Below are 14,784 nucleotides of genomic sequence, written 5' to 3' on the forward strand. Positions count from 1 at the left end.
ACGGAATCCGAGGAGTACGCCGATGACCACCACCGAGCCTACGGCACCTGTGACCGTCGATGAGGAGACCATTTCCGCCTACCGCCGCGACGGCGTGGTGCGGATCAAGAACATCATCAGCCGCGACGATGCGGCCCGGTTCGCCGCCGCCGCGACCGAGTGGACCGCGAACGCCGACGACCTGTTCAAGGAGTCGAAGATCTTCAACCAGTACGTCAACGTCTGGCGGCAGAACGACGTACTGCGGGAGCTCACGCTGGACCCGCGGCTCGCGGCGGCCGCCACCGCGCTGGCCGGCGTACCGCTGCGGATCTGGCACGACCAGCTGCTGATCAAGCCGCCGCACAACGGGGCCGCGACCGAGTTCCACCAGGACGCGCCGTACTGGCCGCATGCCGGCTCGCGGGCGTCGCTGTCGGCGTGGGTCGCGCTGGTCGACGTACCGGTGGAGAAGGGCTGTATGACGTTCATCCCCGGCTCGCAGAACCACCAGGACCTGCGCAGCCAGGACCTGTCGGATCGTGACGACATGTTCCGCGCCGCGCCCGATCTGCGCTGGGAGGAGCGGCTGACGATCCCGTTGCAGGCCGGCGACTGCACCTTCCACAACGCCTATCTCGCGCATTCGGCGACGCCGAACCTGACCGACGACCCGCGGATCGCGCACGTGGCGATCTACATCGACGCGGACGCGACGTTCACCGGCGGCGGTCACGTCTGCACCGACGGCCTCGACCTGCCGGTCGGCGAGCCCTTCGAACATGAGATGTTCCCGCGCGTGTGAGCGTTTACACCGTGGCATAAGTTGTCATCGTGCGTCTGCTCACCGACATCCGCCCGCTGCGTGAGTCCGCCGACTTCCGGCGGTTGTGGATCGGGTCCACGGTGTCGCAGCTCGGCCAGCAGATGACGGCCGTCACCGTGTCGATCCAGGTCTACGCGTTGACGCACTCGACGTTCTCGGTCGGACTGGTGGGCCTGTTCTCGCTGGTCCCGCTGATCGTCTTCGGGCTGTACGGCGGGGCGATGGCCGACGCGATCGACCGCCGTACCCTCTCGCTGGTCTCGTCGACGGGGTTGTGGCTGCTGTCGATGGTCCTGGTGCTGCAGGCGCACTTCGGCTGGGGACAGGTCGGGGTCCTGTACGCCGTCGTGGCCTGTCAGTCGGCGTGTTTCGCGGTGAACAACCCGGCCCGGTCGGCGATCATCCCGCGGTTGATCCGGCCCGAACTGCTGCCGGCCGCGAACACGCTCAGCCAGGCCGCGTTCAACCTGGGCTTCACCGCCGGACCGTTGCTCGGTGCGGCGGTGATCGCGTGGCGGGGCTTCGCGGCGGCGTGCCTGGTCGACGTGGTCACGTTCACCGCGGCGCTGTACGCGCTGTTCCGGCTCCCGGCGGTGCCGCCGACCGGAGCGGTCCGGCGGGCCGGTCTGCGGTCGGTACTCGAGGGGTTCGCGTTCCTGCGGGCGGCACCGGCGCTGCTCGCGACGTTCCTCGCGGACATCTTCGCGATGGTGTTCGCGCAGCCGCGGGCGCTGTTCCCGGCGGTCGCGGGCGCGTTCTTCGCGGGCGGCATCCGGACGGTCGGCGTGCTCCAGGCCGCGCCGGCGATCGGGGCTCTGATCGGCGTGATCTTCTCCGGCTGGGTGACCCGGGTACGGCGTCAGGGCGTGGCGATTGTCCTGGCGATCACGGCGTACGCGACCGCGGTCGGGCTGTTCGGGTTGTCCCGCACGATCTGGCTCGGGGTGGCGCTGCTCGCGCTGTCCGGCGCGGCGGACATGGTCAGCTCGGCGTACCGCAACACCGTGCTGCAGTCCGCGGCGCCGGACGCGATGCGCGGCCGGCTGCAGGGCGTGTTCATCGTGGTCGTGGCCGGCGGTCCGCGGCTCGGTGACTTCGTCGCGGGGACGACGGCGTCGCTGACCAGCCCGACCGTCGCGCTGCTCGGTGGGGCCGCGGTCTGCATCACCGGCCTGCTGATCCTGCTGGCCCGCAACCGCCCGTTCCGGCTCTACGACTCGCGAACCCGCAAGCTCAGCTGACTGCTAGCCCCCGGTCGCGAGCTTCCCCAGCACGGTGAACCAGGAGTCCATGTCCGGGTTGATCTCGGTCATCGGCTTGTCGCCGACGGTGACGATCTTCCGGTCGCCGAGCGGCTTCTTCAGCTTGATCGGGGTCACCGAGGCGTTGCTGTCCGGTGGGCAGGGGGTGTCGACGTCGACGTACGCGAGGATCTTGTCCTCCTCCTGCTCGACGCGCAGGTCCCCGGAACAGCTCAGGGTGGTGGCGATCAGCAGGTCCGCCTCGTCGTACTTCGGGGCGTTCTGGATCCATTTCAGGTACTTCGGCTTGTTGCCCTTCACGACCTGGTAGTACTGCACCGGCTGCGGGTTCTTCTCCGAAGTGCTGCCGGTACCGTCGCCGAGGAACGTGCCGAAGATCATGTCGACGCACGGGTCCTTCATGTCCGGGCCGTCGATCGCGCCGAACGCCCGCGCGGCCTTGTAGCAGCCGACCGCCTCGCGGTTGAACGAGATGTTGAAGCCGACCAGGATCAGCGCGCCGATCACCATCGCGATCGCCAGCATCCGGCGCGACTTCAGCTGCTGCGGGCCGAGGATGCCGGCCGCCCGGCGAGCCTCCTCGGGGGTCGCGTCGGCGGGCACCGGCGTGCTCCGGAACAGTGCGGTGATCGAGCTCGTCCACTGCGGATTGATGATGGTCGGGACGGCGTAGACCAGGATCAACACCACGGCCACGAGGACGGCGGGGAGCAGCGACCAGTAATTTCGCACGGCAGCAAGATACGGGCCCATCGGTCCGCGCCCGAATAACGGATACCCTGACAACGTGCCAGCCGAGACCTCGCAGACGCTCGACCGGGGACTCACCGTCCTCGAGTTGCTGGCGGACGCACCGGACGGGCTCTCCATCACCGAGCTCGCCGCGGCGCTGGGAGTCAGTCGGACGGTGGTGTACCGCCTCGTGAACACCCTCGAGCTGCATCGGCTCGTCCGCCGCGACAGCGAGGGCCGGGCCCGCCTCGGTCTCGCCGTCCTGCACTACAGCCGGCGCGTGCAGCCCACGCTCCGTGACGCCGCCCTGCCGGTACTGCGCTCACTCGCGGAGGACACCGGTGCGACCGCGCACCTGACCGTCGCGGACGGTGAGGAAGCGCTGGCGATCGCCGTGATCGAGCCGAGCTGGACCGACTTCCACGTGTCGTACCGGATGGGTTCGCGGCATGCGCTCGACCAGGGTGCGGCGGGTAAGGCGATCCTGGCGGGTCGTCGCAAGCCGGATCCGGCCGGCCGGCCGTTCGTGATCACGTCCGGCGAGCTCCAGGCCGGCGCGCAGGGTGTGTCGTCGCCCGTACTCGGCGTACCGGGTGTCGAGGCCTCGATCGGCGTGGTCGTCCTCGGCAAACTCGACCGCGACTTCGTCGGCCCCCGCGTCGCCCGCGCCGCGGTCGAGGTCGCCAAGCGCCTGGCCTGACCACCGCCGGGGCCGCCAGGCCACCACATCCGCGGTTCCCGCCGCTGTCCCGCGGGGGCGCGAGTCGCGGACGGGATGGTGATGGGGCGGACGTCCACCACTCAACAACCCCGGCCCCGCGCCGAGCCGCCCGCCTGGCGAGCCGGTGGGCCGACCGATCCTGAGCGGTTAGTGAGTGGTGGCGGTCCGGGTTGCGGCCTCGACCAGCGGGAGGACGCGGTGCGGGATCTGCTCGGCGAGGGCGATCACCGTGGAGGCGCGTTGGATGCCCCGGACCTTGACCACCTGGTCGATCACGCGTTGCAGATCGGCGTTGGAGCGGGCGACGATGCGGCACCACAGGTCCTCGGCGCCGGTGATCGTGTGGACCTCCAGGACCTCGGGGATCCGCGCGAGCGCCTCGGCGACCGTGGTGTGTCCGGAGCCCTGCTCGATCTGCAGCGTGCCGAACGCCGTCACCGGATAGCCGATCGCGGTGGTGTCGATGTCCGGACCCCAGCCCCGCACCACGCCGTCGCGCTGCAGCCGGTCCAGCCGCGCCTGCACCGTCCCGCGCGCCACCCCGAGCCGCCGGGACGCCTCGAGGACGCCGACCCGCGGCTCGGCGGCGAACAACTCCAGGATCCGGGCATCCAGCGCATCCACCGACATGGCACCTCCGGGGAGATAGTCAGCCTGACCAAACAGTCCAGCGAAGTCCCCACAATACTGCACAACCTGCCTAGTGAAATAACAAACTGTTGCACAACCTGTCCCCCTCCGACGAGGCTCGGTGCACGTACCCGACCCGGGAGGACCCCGATGACCAGCACCGACCTCACCCCCGCAGAGCTCGACGCCGATCTCGACCTCGACCAGCTGAAGCAGCTCGTCGGCCTGGTGCCGTACGACGAGAGCACCGACCCGTTCCCGGTCACCTCGATGGACGCGCTCGTCTTCGTGGTCGGCAACGCCACCCAGACCGCGAAGTACTACCAGCTCGCGTTCGGCATGGACCTGGTCGCGTACGCCGGCCCGGAGACCGGGCTCAAGGACAGCAAGGCCTACGTCCTGAAGGCCGGCTCCGCGCGCTTCGTCATCACCGGTGGCGTGAGCCCGAAGAGCCCGCTGCACGACCATCACCGCAAGCACGGCGACGGCGTCGCGGACATCGCACTCGAGGTCCCGGACGTGGACAAGTGCATCGCGCACGCCCGCAGCGTCGGCGCGGTCGTCCTCGAGGAGCCGAACGACGTCTCCGACGAGCACGGCACGATCCGGCGGGCCGCCATCGCGGCGTACGGCGACACTCGCCACACCCTGATCGACCGCAGCCGGTACGACGGTCCGTACCTGCCCGGCTTCGTCGTGGCGACCACCAACGTGACGCGGCCCCAGGGACACCCGACGCGGCTGTTCCAGGCGATCGACCACGTGGTCGGCAACGTCGAGCTCGGCAAGATGGACGAGTGGGTTGCCTTCTACAACAAGGTGATGGGCTTCGTGAACATGGCGGAGTTCATCGGTGACGACATCGCCACCGACTACTCGGCGCTGATGAGCAAGGTCGTCGCCAACGGCAACCACCGGGTGAAGTTCCCGCTGAACGAGCCGGCGATCGCGAAGAAGAAGTCGCAGATCGACGAGTTCCTGGAGTTCTACGACGGCGCCGGCGCGCAGCACATCGCACTGGCCACCAACGACATCCTGCGGACCGTCGACATCATGCGGGCGAACGGTGTCGAGTTCCTCAACACCCCGGACTCCTACTACCAGGACCCGGAGCTGCGGGCCCGGATCGGCGAGGTGCGGGTGCCGATCGAGGAGCTGCAGTCGCGCGGCATCCTGGTCGACCGCGACGAGGACGGTTACCTGCTGCAGATCTTCACCGCGCCGCTCGGCGACCGTCCGACCGTGTTCTACGAACTGATCGAGCGGCACGGTTCGCTCGGCTTCGGCAAGGGCAACTTCAAGGCGCTGTTCGAGGCGATCGAACGCGAACAAGAGCGCCGCGGCAACCTCTGACGGCGCCCGTCCGGCGGCTCCTGGGCGAGGTTAATCGGGTAAGCCAGGCGCAGAACCTTGCCCGGAGCAACTGGACACGGCGTGTCGCCGTCCGATTACCGGAATGACTGTCGGGGCAAGCTCCGTTCGCGTAGTGTGCCTTCCTGAGTGGACGTCGGGGCGTGCACTCAGGAAGGGTTTCGTCATGAAGACACTGGGCATTCTGCTCAGCACCGCGGGCCTGGCTGGGGTGGGCGCGATCGCCCTTTCCGCCACACCCGCCGAGGCGGTCACGGCCGCCAGCTGCTCAGGCGCGACATCCATCGCATCGGCGCCGATGCTTCGCAACCACCAACCGCCGAGCTGGGGCACCATCCGGCTCGTCCGCGACAACTGCTCGCAGTACTGGGCCGAGATCACCATGGCGTCGCCCGTGGTGGCGAACGCGAAGGCCAACGCCTTCCTGGTGCAGTACGGCGGCGGCAGCAACGGCCGGGTGCTCAGCTGTGACAGCAGCGGCGGCAACGGTTCGGTGATCGCCGGCCAGCGCACCTGCCGGACGCCGAAGGTGAAGGCGTCCAGCGGGAGCATCACGTTCGTCGCGATCGGCCGCGAGTACCACAACTACGGCGGCGGCTACGAGGAGATCTCGGAGAACGCCACCAGACGCGCCCGTTGACCTGAGACGGTCACCGGAGAAGGGCGCAGTACCGCGCAGTAGACCGTAGGCTCGCTGTATGAGTGAGGTTGTCGACAAGCTGCGTCAGGTGCTGCCGCCCGAGGCGCTGGTGACCGATCCGGACCGGATGGAGAGCTACCGGTACGACCGGGCGATGTTCTGCCCGGCCGGCATGCCGCTCGCTGTCGTGCTGGCCCGGGAGACGTCGCACGTCCAGGCGGCGGTCCGGGTGGCGAACGAGACCGGCGTACCGATCGTGCCGCAGGGCGCGCGGTCCGGCCTGTCCGGCGCGGCGAACGCGCTGGACGGCTGCATCGTGGTCTCGCTGGAGAAGATGGACCGCATCCTGGCCGTCGAACCGGTCGACCGGTACGTCGTCACGCAACCGGGCGTGTACAACGCGGTGCTGTCGCGTGCCGTCGCCGAGCACGGGCTGTTCTACCCGCCGGACCCGTCCAGCTGGGAGTTCTGCTCGATCGGCGGCAACCTGTCCACGAACTCCGGTGGCCTGTGCTGCGTGAAGTACGGCGTGACCACGGACTACGTGCTCGGTCTCGAGGTCGTGCTGGCCGACGGCCGCGTGCTGCGGACCGGCCGCAAGACCGTCAAGGGCGTGGCCGGGTACGACCTGGCCAAGCTGATCGTCGGCAGTGAAGGCACGCTCGGCATCATCACCGAGGCGACGCTGGCGCTGCGTCCGCAGGCGGCCCGGCCGCGGACGATGGCCGCGCTGTTCGGCTCCGGCGTCGAGGCCGGTAACGCGATTCTCGAGATCATCCGCAGTGGCGTCTCGCTCAGCCTGCTGGAGATCATGGACCGGACCACGATCCGCGCGGTCAACAAGTACAAGCGGATGGACCTGCCCGACGAGGCGGGCGCGATGCTGATCGCGCAGTCCGACGCGGGTGGCGAGGCCGGCGCGGCCGACGTCGCGGCGGTCGCCAAGCTGTGCCGCGACCACGGCGCGCTGGAGTGCATCGAGGCCGAGGACGACGCCGAGGGCGAGCTGCTCCTCGAAGGCCGGCGGGCCGCACTGACCGCGCTCGAGCAGCTGGGTACGACGATGATCGACGACGTCGCCGTACCGCGCTCGCGGCTGGCGGAGTTCATCGGCCGGATCGAGGAGCTGTCGGCCGAGCTCGACATCACCATCGGCGTCCTCGGGCATGCCGGCGACGGCAACATGCACCCGACCGTGGTGTTCGACCAGACCGACCAGGCGCAGGCCGAGCGCGCGCAGGAGGCGTTCGACCGGGTGATGGCGATCGGCCTCGAGCTCGGCGGCACGATCACCGGCGAGCACGGGGTCGGCGTACTCAAGCGCACTTGGCTGGCCGAGGAGATCGGGCCGGTCGCGCTCGACGTACACCGCGCGATCAAGACGGCGCTGGACCCGAAGAACCTGCTGAATCCCGGAAAGATCGTGGCCGGCTGACACTGTGACGCAACCGCAATACAACTGTCGAGCCCACTCGATGTCCATGCCCGTCGAATGTGACGTCCGGCCGACACCATGGATGGCAGTGATCTGAACGCGGGGGGACTGGATGCAGGGTAGGAGGCGCCCGATGGGTCAGTGGCGCCGTACTTTGCTGCCTGCTGTCGCGGCCGTGCTCGCGCTGGCCGGCCTGTCCGCCTGTGGGAACGGCAGTGGCCTGCGGGTCGAGGGGCCCGAGACACCGCCGCCGTCGAGCACCGCGCCGACGCCGGCGCTGGGCACCGGTGGCACCTCGCCACGCCCCGAGGAGACCCCGGAAGTGGCCCTCGACCTGTACAAGGTCCGGGCCCGGTTGCTCGCCGATCGGCGCCTGTCGAGCTACTCCCGGACAGTCCTTTCGAATTGCACCGTGATTTCGCGTTGCCTCAGCAGGGGTAAGACCGTTGATGTATTGCACAGCGGTACACCTCAGCAGATCGTCCTGATCCACACCCTGGAGAAGTTCGTCTTCGGTTTCTTCCTGATCGCCGTGGAACCCTCGGGTCCACGACCGATCTGGAGTCTGAACGTCGAGCAACCGACCGTGAACGCCAGCCCGCAAGGGGACCTGGTGGTCGAGTCGAAGATCTTCGCGATCGACGACCCGGTCTGCTGCCCGTCGGGCCGGCGGGTCGAGGTCTACCGTTGGAACGGTCGGCAGATGATCAAGGTGAGCTCGACGGACCAGTAGGGAGACTGAAGTTCGGTGGTACCGGAAGAACCGGCAGCGCGCATTCTCATGGTTGAGGACGACGCGGTGATCCGTGAGGCGACCCAGTTGACCCTCGAGCGGCACGGCTACGACGTGACCACGGCCGAGGACGGCCTGGAGGCGATCGAGCGATTCGAGAAGATCCACCCGGATGTCGTGATGCTCGACATCATGCTCCCCGGGCTGGACGGGATCTCGGTGTGCCGACGGATCCGCGAGACCAGTACGGTCCCGATCGTGATGGTGTCCGCGCGCGGTGACGCGCTCGACGTCGTCCTCGGTCTGGAGGCCGGCGCGGACGACTACGTGACCAAACCCTTCGACACCCAGGTGCTGGTGGCGCGGCTGCGGGCGGTGATGCGGCGCGCGGTCTCGGACCCGGAGCGCCCGGCACCGGCGGCCGGCTCCGGCGTGGAGTCGTTCGGCGATCTCGAGCTGGACCGCGAGGCGTTGGAGGTACGGCGCGGTGGCGCGACCGTGCAGCTCACGCCGACCGAGCTCAAGCTGCTGATCGAGTTCGCCAACAACCCCGGTGTGGTGCTGAGCCGGTCCACGCTGCTGCAGCGGGTCTGGGACTACGAGTGGGGAGGCGACGGCCGGCTGGTCGACGTCCACCTGCAGCGGCTGCGGACCAAGATCGGTGCCGACCGCATCGAAACCGTCCGCGGCTTCGGGTACAAGCTGCGAGCCTAGGGGATGGGCCTCCGAGGCAAGCTCGGTCTCATCTTCCTGCTGGTTTCGGCGCTCGCGATCCTCGTACTCTGCGTCGCGGTCTACACCCAGGCCCAGTCGGCCCGGCTGGACCGGACGCGGAGTTTCGCGGACGAGCGGATCCAGCTCGCGGCGCAGAGCTACGACACCAACGACGTACCGGTGTTCGGGGCGAAGCTCGACGATCCGGATCTGCCGCCGCAGCTGCGGGACGCCGTGCTCGAGGGCAAGCGGGCCACGTTCAAGACCGGGTCGCCGCACGCGAAGATGTGGGCGGCGGTCGCGGTCAAGGACGGCAAGATCCTCTCGATCGAGCAGGACTACCAGAACAGCGACGACTCGATGAAGGCCCTGCAGCAGGCCTTGCTGCTGGGCGGTATCGGCACGGTGGCGCTGGTCGGCCTGGTGAGTGTGATCCTGGCGGGCAGCCTGTCCAAGCGGATCGTCGCCGTCGCCGGCACGGCCCGCCGGATCGCGGCCGGCGACCTGGACGCGTCCGCGTCCGAGGCCGTTGGCAAGGGCAAGGACGAGGTGCAGTCACTCGCGAACGCCCTGGACACGATGGCCAGTTCGTTGCGCGGTCAGCTCGAAGCCGAGCGCCGCTTCACCGCGGACGTTGCCCACGACCTCCGGACGCCGGTCACCGGGCTGACCACCGCGGCCGAGCTGCTGCCACCCGGGCGACCGAGTGAGCTGGTCCGCGATCGCGCCAAGGTACTGCGCCGGCTCGTCGAGGACCTCCTGGAGATCGCCCGCTTCGACTCGGGCGTCGAGCAGGCCGATCTGGAACTGGTCGGGCTCGGTGCGTTCGTCGGGTCTGCGGTCGGCCGGCTGCGGATGCAGCAGGCGCTCGCTCCGGACAGCGTGATCGTGCACCAGGCCGGCCCGGACGAGACCGTGTCCACCGACTCGCGCCGGATCGAGCGGATCCTGGCCAACCTGATCGTCAACGGCCTGCGGCACGGCAAGCCGCCGGTCGAGGTGACGGTCTGCGGCCGGATCGTCGAGGTCGTTGACCACGGCAACGGTTACCCGGAGGAGCTGATTGCCGAGGGCCCGCGCCGGTTCCGGTCCGGGATGGCCGAGCGCGGCGTCGGCCACGGTCTGGGGCTGACGATCGCGGCCGGTCACGCCAAGGTTCTCGGTGCGGAGCTGACCTTCGGCGAATCACCTGGTGGCGGTGCGCTGGCCCGACTGGTGCTCCCGGTCGGACCTGAGACGGAGTCGTAACACAACCTTTCCGCACCCCATCGCGTCTTCCTCTCCGTAACACCAACAAAACGAGGGGAAACCAATCATCATGCGTACTCAGTTCGTTCGTCGTACCGCTGCCACGTTCGCCGGTGTCGCGCTGGCCGCCGCCGGTCTCGGTGTCGCCGGCGCCCTGCAGGCCAACGCCGCCACCACGCAGTTGGCGGCGGTCTCGACGCCGGCCGCGGCGAAGTCGATCACGATCAAGTCGGACAAGGCCACCGCGAAGGCGTGGGCGAAGGTCTCCTTCACCGGCAAGACCTCCGGCATCGCGGCGAACACCGTCGTTCAGGTGCAGCGGCTGCAGAACGGCAAGTGGGTGAACTTCCCGGCCACCACCAAGGTGACCAGCCGGGCGACGTACTCCGTCTGGGTGCAGAGCGGCCGGGTCGGCGTGAACAAGTTCCGCGTCGTCGCGGCGAACACGGCGTCCGCGCCGGTCTCGGTGACCATCACCAAGTAGTCCGGCGCCGGCCATACGCCGGGGGTGGGGACAACTACTGGGGGCCTTGAACAGGCAATAACCTGTTCAAGGCCCCCGGTTGGTGTATCTGGCCCCTGTTAGTGGGTTCCGTAGACGTTGAACTCGGCGGCCGAGCCGAAGACCGCGCCGTTGAGTGAACTGGTGCCGACGAACTTCACGTACCGGCCGGGCTTCGCGGTGAAGTCGACCCGCTGTACGGCGGTGGAGTTCGGGAACTGCCCGCTCGCCACCGGCGTACCCCAGTCCTGACCGTCCGCGCTGACATAGATCTCGTACCCCTTGAACATCCCGTTCGTGCCACTCTGCCGGGGCAGGTAGCTGAAGCCGTTCACCTGGTACGTCGACCCGAGGTCGAGGGTCATGAAGTGCGGGAAACCGGCCGGTGTACTGACCTCGGACCAGGCGGAATGCCAAATGGTGCTGGGGTTTCCGTCGAGTGCCGAGGTCGCGGCACCACCCGTCGCGGTGTCCTCACTGTCCACGGCGGCGACCTTGATCCGGGATTGCGGGACGATGCCCGGCGGTAGAACCGTCGCCTCGCCGGTGATCGTCGCCTGGCCACCCGTTGCCGTCAGCACGTACTTTCCTTCGGGCGTTCCGGCGGGCGGCGTCACGTTCCAGGTGGTCGTGGCGGTCGCGCCCGGGGCCACGGTGGCGTGCGTCACCGGGGTCGTCGCCGCGACAGTCCAGCCTTCCGGTGCCGTCAGACCCAGCGTGATGTTGCTGGCAGCAACCACGTCGTTGTTGGTGAACGTCGTCGTCACGGTGTTCGCCTCACCCGAGACGAGACCGGTCAGACCGGACATCGCGACCGAGGTGCAGTCGGCCGGCTCCGACGTCGTACCGAGGTCGGTGACGGCGAAGTTGTCCATGATGAAGTCGGACTGGTCGCCACCGTCGGTCAGCTTGCGCAACCCGACCCAGTAGTCGCCACCGCAGCCGGCCACGAACTCCTGGTTGTACGTCGCCTTGCTCCGCTGCTCGCCGATCGGAGTGGACTTCACCTCAACCGAATCCGGACGGTCGACGCCCTGGACCCAGGCGTACTGTCCGGCTCGACCGCTCTCGTAGTCGAAACTGACCTTGTACTTGTGGCCCGGCTGGAAGTTCACCGTCCACGGCGCGGTCCGGTAGACGAGACCCTGGTTCTCCTCGTGCGACTTCAACGACCAGTCGCCGTCCAGCACGTCGTCGACCAGCTTCCCGTTCCAGCCGGCCTGCGTGTACGGCGCGTGCTTGCGAGCGAGCACGGTCCTCGGGTCGGTCACCCCGCCGGCATCGCCCTTCACGAACGGGCCCCAGCCTTGATCGACGTTCTCGAAGTCGTCGACGAGTCCCGCCGCGGGCCGTGTGGTCTCGACGACGCGGACGTCGTCCAACCGAACTCGCGCCGTATCCGCTGCTGCTCCGATCGTCAGGTCGGCGCCGGTGCCCTTGGCCTGGAAGACGACGCGGGCGCGTTGGTAGTACGCATCGTGTTTGTCGTCGGCGGCCACCATGTTCTGAGCGGTCGATCGGGTCACCACGTTCTTGACCCCGTCGACGCTGATCGTCGTGGGGCGGGACGTGCCCGGTTCGACCTCGACCCACGCCGACGCACTGTAGGTCCGACCGCTGGTCAGCCCGGTGATGCGCTGGCGAACCGACGAGGCCTTGGTGCCGAGCTGGGCCACGTGCTGCCCGTTCTCGAGCGTTGCGATGGTCGCGCCACCGGTCGCGTTCCAGGCCTCGAGGTCGCCGGCGTTGAAGCCGGGGTCCTTGAGGTGCGAGCTCTCGCCCCAGTTCGCGGGCTTCTGCGGCGGAGCGACGACCGGGTAGAGCACGTACGGCTGGCCCTTGACCGCGTCGAGCGTGATCGTGCCGCCGTGCACCGGGACGCTCGTCACCTTGACGCGGCCGGTGTCGGTCAGCTTGTAGACCGAGAACGTGCCCGCGCCGGCGAGGGCCGCGGGGACCTGCCAGGTGGTGCGGCCGCCCGCCGGGTTGTAGTGGTACAGCTTCTTGTTGTTGTCCCACGGGAGCAGGTACTTGTCGCCGTCGAGCACCTTCGCGTTGCCGACGTACACGGTGCGCTTGCCGTTCTCGACGGCGCCGCGGACGCCGCCGGTGAAGGCGATGTCGTTCGCGTTCCAGTCCACGATCTTCTGCTGCTGGAGGAACTTCGCGGGCAGGTTGCGCTGCCAGATGTTGGCATAGAACGCGTTCCAGTCGGTCTCACCGGTCCAGCCCTCGAACTCGACGATCGCGGACTGGCCCAGGATCGGGTCGTTGTTCCAGACGTCCTTCTCGTGGTTGCGAACGAACCGGATGATCTTGCTGTTCAGGCCCTTGTTGGTCGCGCCGCCGTAGTCGAGGTCGTTGGCCCAGTGCGACCACAGCGACGTGCGCTCGTGCCGGTCGGCCCATTCGGTGGCGATCTGCCAACCCTGGCCGGACAGCTGCCGGGTCAGGCCGTCGGCCAGCCAGCCGGACTGGTAGTACACGTCGATGTACAGCTCCTGCAGATTCTTGTCGGTCTCGTCGCGGAGCTGCTGGAACCGCTTCACGATGTTGCCGGAGGCAAGGTCAGGGCGCTGCTTGATGTAGTAGCTCTGGTTCAGCCAGTTCCAGCCCTTGGAGAACTTGTCGACCAGGTCCTCGCTGAACGCGTTCGCCTCGGGATACGACTCGGTGGCGTTCACGTGCACACCGAACGCGGCGTTCCAGGACTTGCCCTGTTTCAGCAGCGTGTTCAGGTCGGTGAGGCCACCGGCGCGGGTGTTGTAGTTGCCGCCGTAATCCGGGTGGGCGGAGTCGTGGCCCTCGGCGCCGTACCCCTTGAGGATCGCCATCTGGCCGAGCCCGTCGGTGGACAGCGAGATCCGCTTGACGTCGTCGAGCGTCCGCAGGAACGGGTGGGTGGCCTGACTCGCGAAGTTGAACGGGATGTGCGTGACCACCCGGTCCCTGACCTGGTCGCCACCGTTCGGCTCGGTCATGATCGAGCGGAACGCGACCGCGCCGTCCTCCCAGTCGACGGTCTGGTCGTTGTTCGCGTCCGGCGTCACGACGACCTTCGCCCAGGGCAGCGGCTCGGTGTACGGCGACGTGTCGGCGCGGTACGTCCACTGCCCGCTCCACACGCCGACCCGAGTACTGCCGTCCGCGGCCTTGCGCGCCTGGTGCCAGAACCGCGCGCCGTCGTCGACCGACGGACCGGACGGCTTGTCGTACGTCGAGTTCGACTCGATGCCCGCGGCCAGCCCACTCGTGTTGACGAACGCGTACGCCGCCCCGGTCGCGGCCGTCTCGGCCGGCGTACTCGCGGTCACCGGCGTGATCTTGTCCGCCGTCCGGGTCGAGTCGGGATCAAGGGTCGTGAACGCGGTCGTCGCGCCGGCATCCGTACTGGCCACCGACACGAGGTCGTGATTCGGGATGTCGATCGTGTGCACCCGACCCGCCTCGGCATCCCGCACCGCATCGACCGCAAACGTCGTCACCCGCCCCGCGACACTCAAGCTCGCATCCAGCTCGACACCGGGCAACGCGTCGAACCCAAGTTTGTACGACGCCTTCGTCGCGTCGATCGCCGGCGGCTCGACGAGGTGCGCGGTACGGGCGACCCCGTCGATCGTGATGGTCGAGATCGCGTCGGGCTGACCACCGAGAACCTGCCCGGACGCGTTGTCGACGTACGTGATCACCCGCGGAAAGTCCGCTCCGACGGTGACCGTCAGCTCCGGCGACCGCAGCGCCGGAGCGGTATCGGCGAGCTGAGCCTGCGCACCCGACGGCACGCCCAGCACACCAGCAGCCATGGCTACAGCCAGTACTCCACACCCCACTGAACGTTTCATGCCGAAGAAGTTCGCACGTAACCGCTAAGAGGTCAAGAGAAACGAACAGTAATGAACAACATTCGCCTCGCCGCCGGCATCTGCGAAGGAAAACGGAGCGCTTCGGGCGGCAGGGACGGCTGGGCGCCGGGGTGTCGGGTGGCAGAGCG

Annotated in this window: 13 protein-coding genes; 10 read left to right on the plus strand and 3 right to left on the minus strand. The window is 68.4% G+C overall.

Annotated elements, in window-relative coordinates; genetic code table 11:
• Positions 1-22: 22 nt before the first annotated feature.
• The gene (locus tag ACFYRH_RS32275; RefSeq protein WP_387783228.1) at positions 23-784 is read left to right on the plus strand and encodes a phytanoyl-CoA dioxygenase family protein; all 762 of its coding nucleotides are present in this window, start codon (positions 23-25) and stop codon (positions 782-784) included.
• A 29-nt stretch (positions 785-813) separates the two neighbouring features.
• Positions 814-2,046, plus strand: coding sequence for an MFS transporter (locus ACFYRH_RS32280; protein ID WP_387783230.1), 1,233 nt, complete (start codon positions 814-816; stop codon positions 2,044-2,046).
• Between the two features lie 3 nt (positions 2,047-2,049).
• On the opposite strand, the gene ACFYRH_RS32285 is transcribed toward ACFYRH_RS32280, so the two are convergent.
• Positions 2,050-2,799 carry a hypothetical protein gene (locus ACFYRH_RS32285; RefSeq protein WP_387783232.1) on the minus strand — a complete coding sequence of 250 codons (750 nt, stop codon included), beginning with the start codon at positions 2,797-2,799 and terminating at the stop codon, positions 2,050-2,052.
• A gap of 55 nt (positions 2,800-2,854) precedes the next feature.
• On the opposite strand from ACFYRH_RS32285, the gene ACFYRH_RS32290 reads away from it, so the two are divergent.
• Positions 2,855-3,499 (plus strand): IclR family transcriptional regulator, encoded by a 645-nt coding sequence (locus tag ACFYRH_RS32290; RefSeq protein ID WP_387783234.1) that lies wholly within the window; start codon positions 2,855-2,857, stop codon positions 3,497-3,499.
• A gap of 168 nt (positions 3,500-3,667) precedes the next feature.
• Here the strand turns inward: ACFYRH_RS32290 and ACFYRH_RS32295 are convergent, their stop codons facing one another.
• Entirely contained in the window at positions 3,668-4,150 is a 483-nt protein-coding gene (locus tag ACFYRH_RS32295; protein WP_387783236.1) for an Lrp/AsnC family transcriptional regulator, read from the minus strand.
• Positions 4,151-4,300: 150 nt separating this feature from the next.
• Here ACFYRH_RS32295 and hppD point away from each other — a divergent pair, with 150 nt between their 5' ends.
• The 7 genes from hppD to ACFYRH_RS32330 all read left to right on the plus strand — a co-directional run bounded on the left by hppD (position 4,301) and on the right by ACFYRH_RS32330 (position 10,775).
• Positions 4,301-5,503, plus strand: coding sequence for a 4-hydroxyphenylpyruvate dioxygenase (hppD, locus tag ACFYRH_RS32300; protein ID WP_387783238.1), 1,203 nt, complete (start codon positions 4,301-4,303; stop codon positions 5,501-5,503).
• Between the two features lie 184 nt (positions 5,504-5,687).
• The gene (locus ACFYRH_RS32305; protein WP_387783240.1) at positions 5,688-6,161 is read left to right on the plus strand and encodes a hypothetical protein; all 474 of its coding nucleotides are present in this window, start codon (positions 5,688-5,690) and stop codon (positions 6,159-6,161) included.
• A gap of 58 nt (positions 6,162-6,219) precedes the next feature.
• Positions 6,220-7,596, plus strand: coding sequence for an FAD-binding oxidoreductase (locus ACFYRH_RS32310; RefSeq protein ID WP_387783242.1), 1,377 nt, complete (start codon positions 6,220-6,222; stop codon positions 7,594-7,596).
• A 133-nt stretch (positions 7,597-7,729) separates the two neighbouring features.
• On the plus strand, positions 7,730-8,329 hold the full coding sequence (locus ACFYRH_RS32315; RefSeq protein WP_387783244.1) for a hypothetical protein: 600 nt from the start codon (positions 7,730-7,732) through the stop codon (positions 8,327-8,329).
• Positions 8,330-8,344: 15 nt separating this feature from the next.
• Positions 8,345-9,043 carry a two-component system response regulator CseB gene (cseB, locus tag ACFYRH_RS32320; RefSeq protein ID WP_141858852.1) on the plus strand — a complete coding sequence of 233 codons (699 nt, stop codon included), beginning with the start codon at positions 8,345-8,347 and terminating at the stop codon, positions 9,041-9,043.
• 3 nt (positions 9,044-9,046) lie between these two features.
• Positions 9,047-10,291 (plus strand): ATP-binding protein, encoded by a 1,245-nt coding sequence (locus ACFYRH_RS32325; protein WP_387783246.1) that lies wholly within the window; start codon positions 9,047-9,049, stop codon positions 10,289-10,291.
• A 70-nt stretch (positions 10,292-10,361) separates the two neighbouring features.
• The gene (locus ACFYRH_RS32330) at positions 10,362-10,775 is read left to right on the plus strand and encodes a hypothetical protein (RefSeq protein ID WP_387783248.1); all 414 of its coding nucleotides are present in this window, start codon (positions 10,362-10,364) and stop codon (positions 10,773-10,775) included.
• Between the two features lie 98 nt (positions 10,776-10,873).
• On the opposite strand, the gene ACFYRH_RS32335 is transcribed toward ACFYRH_RS32330, so the two are convergent.
• Positions 10,874-14,596 (minus strand): endo-alpha-N-acetylgalactosaminidase family protein, encoded by a 3,723-nt coding sequence (locus ACFYRH_RS32335; protein ID WP_387783250.1) that lies wholly within the window; start codon positions 14,594-14,596, stop codon positions 10,874-10,876.
• Positions 14,597-14,784: the final 188 nt, after the last annotated feature.

Source organism: Kribbella sp. NPDC004875, assembly GCF_042873375.1.
Taxonomy (GTDB): Bacteria; Actinomycetota; Actinomycetes; order Propionibacteriales; family Kribbellaceae; genus Kribbella.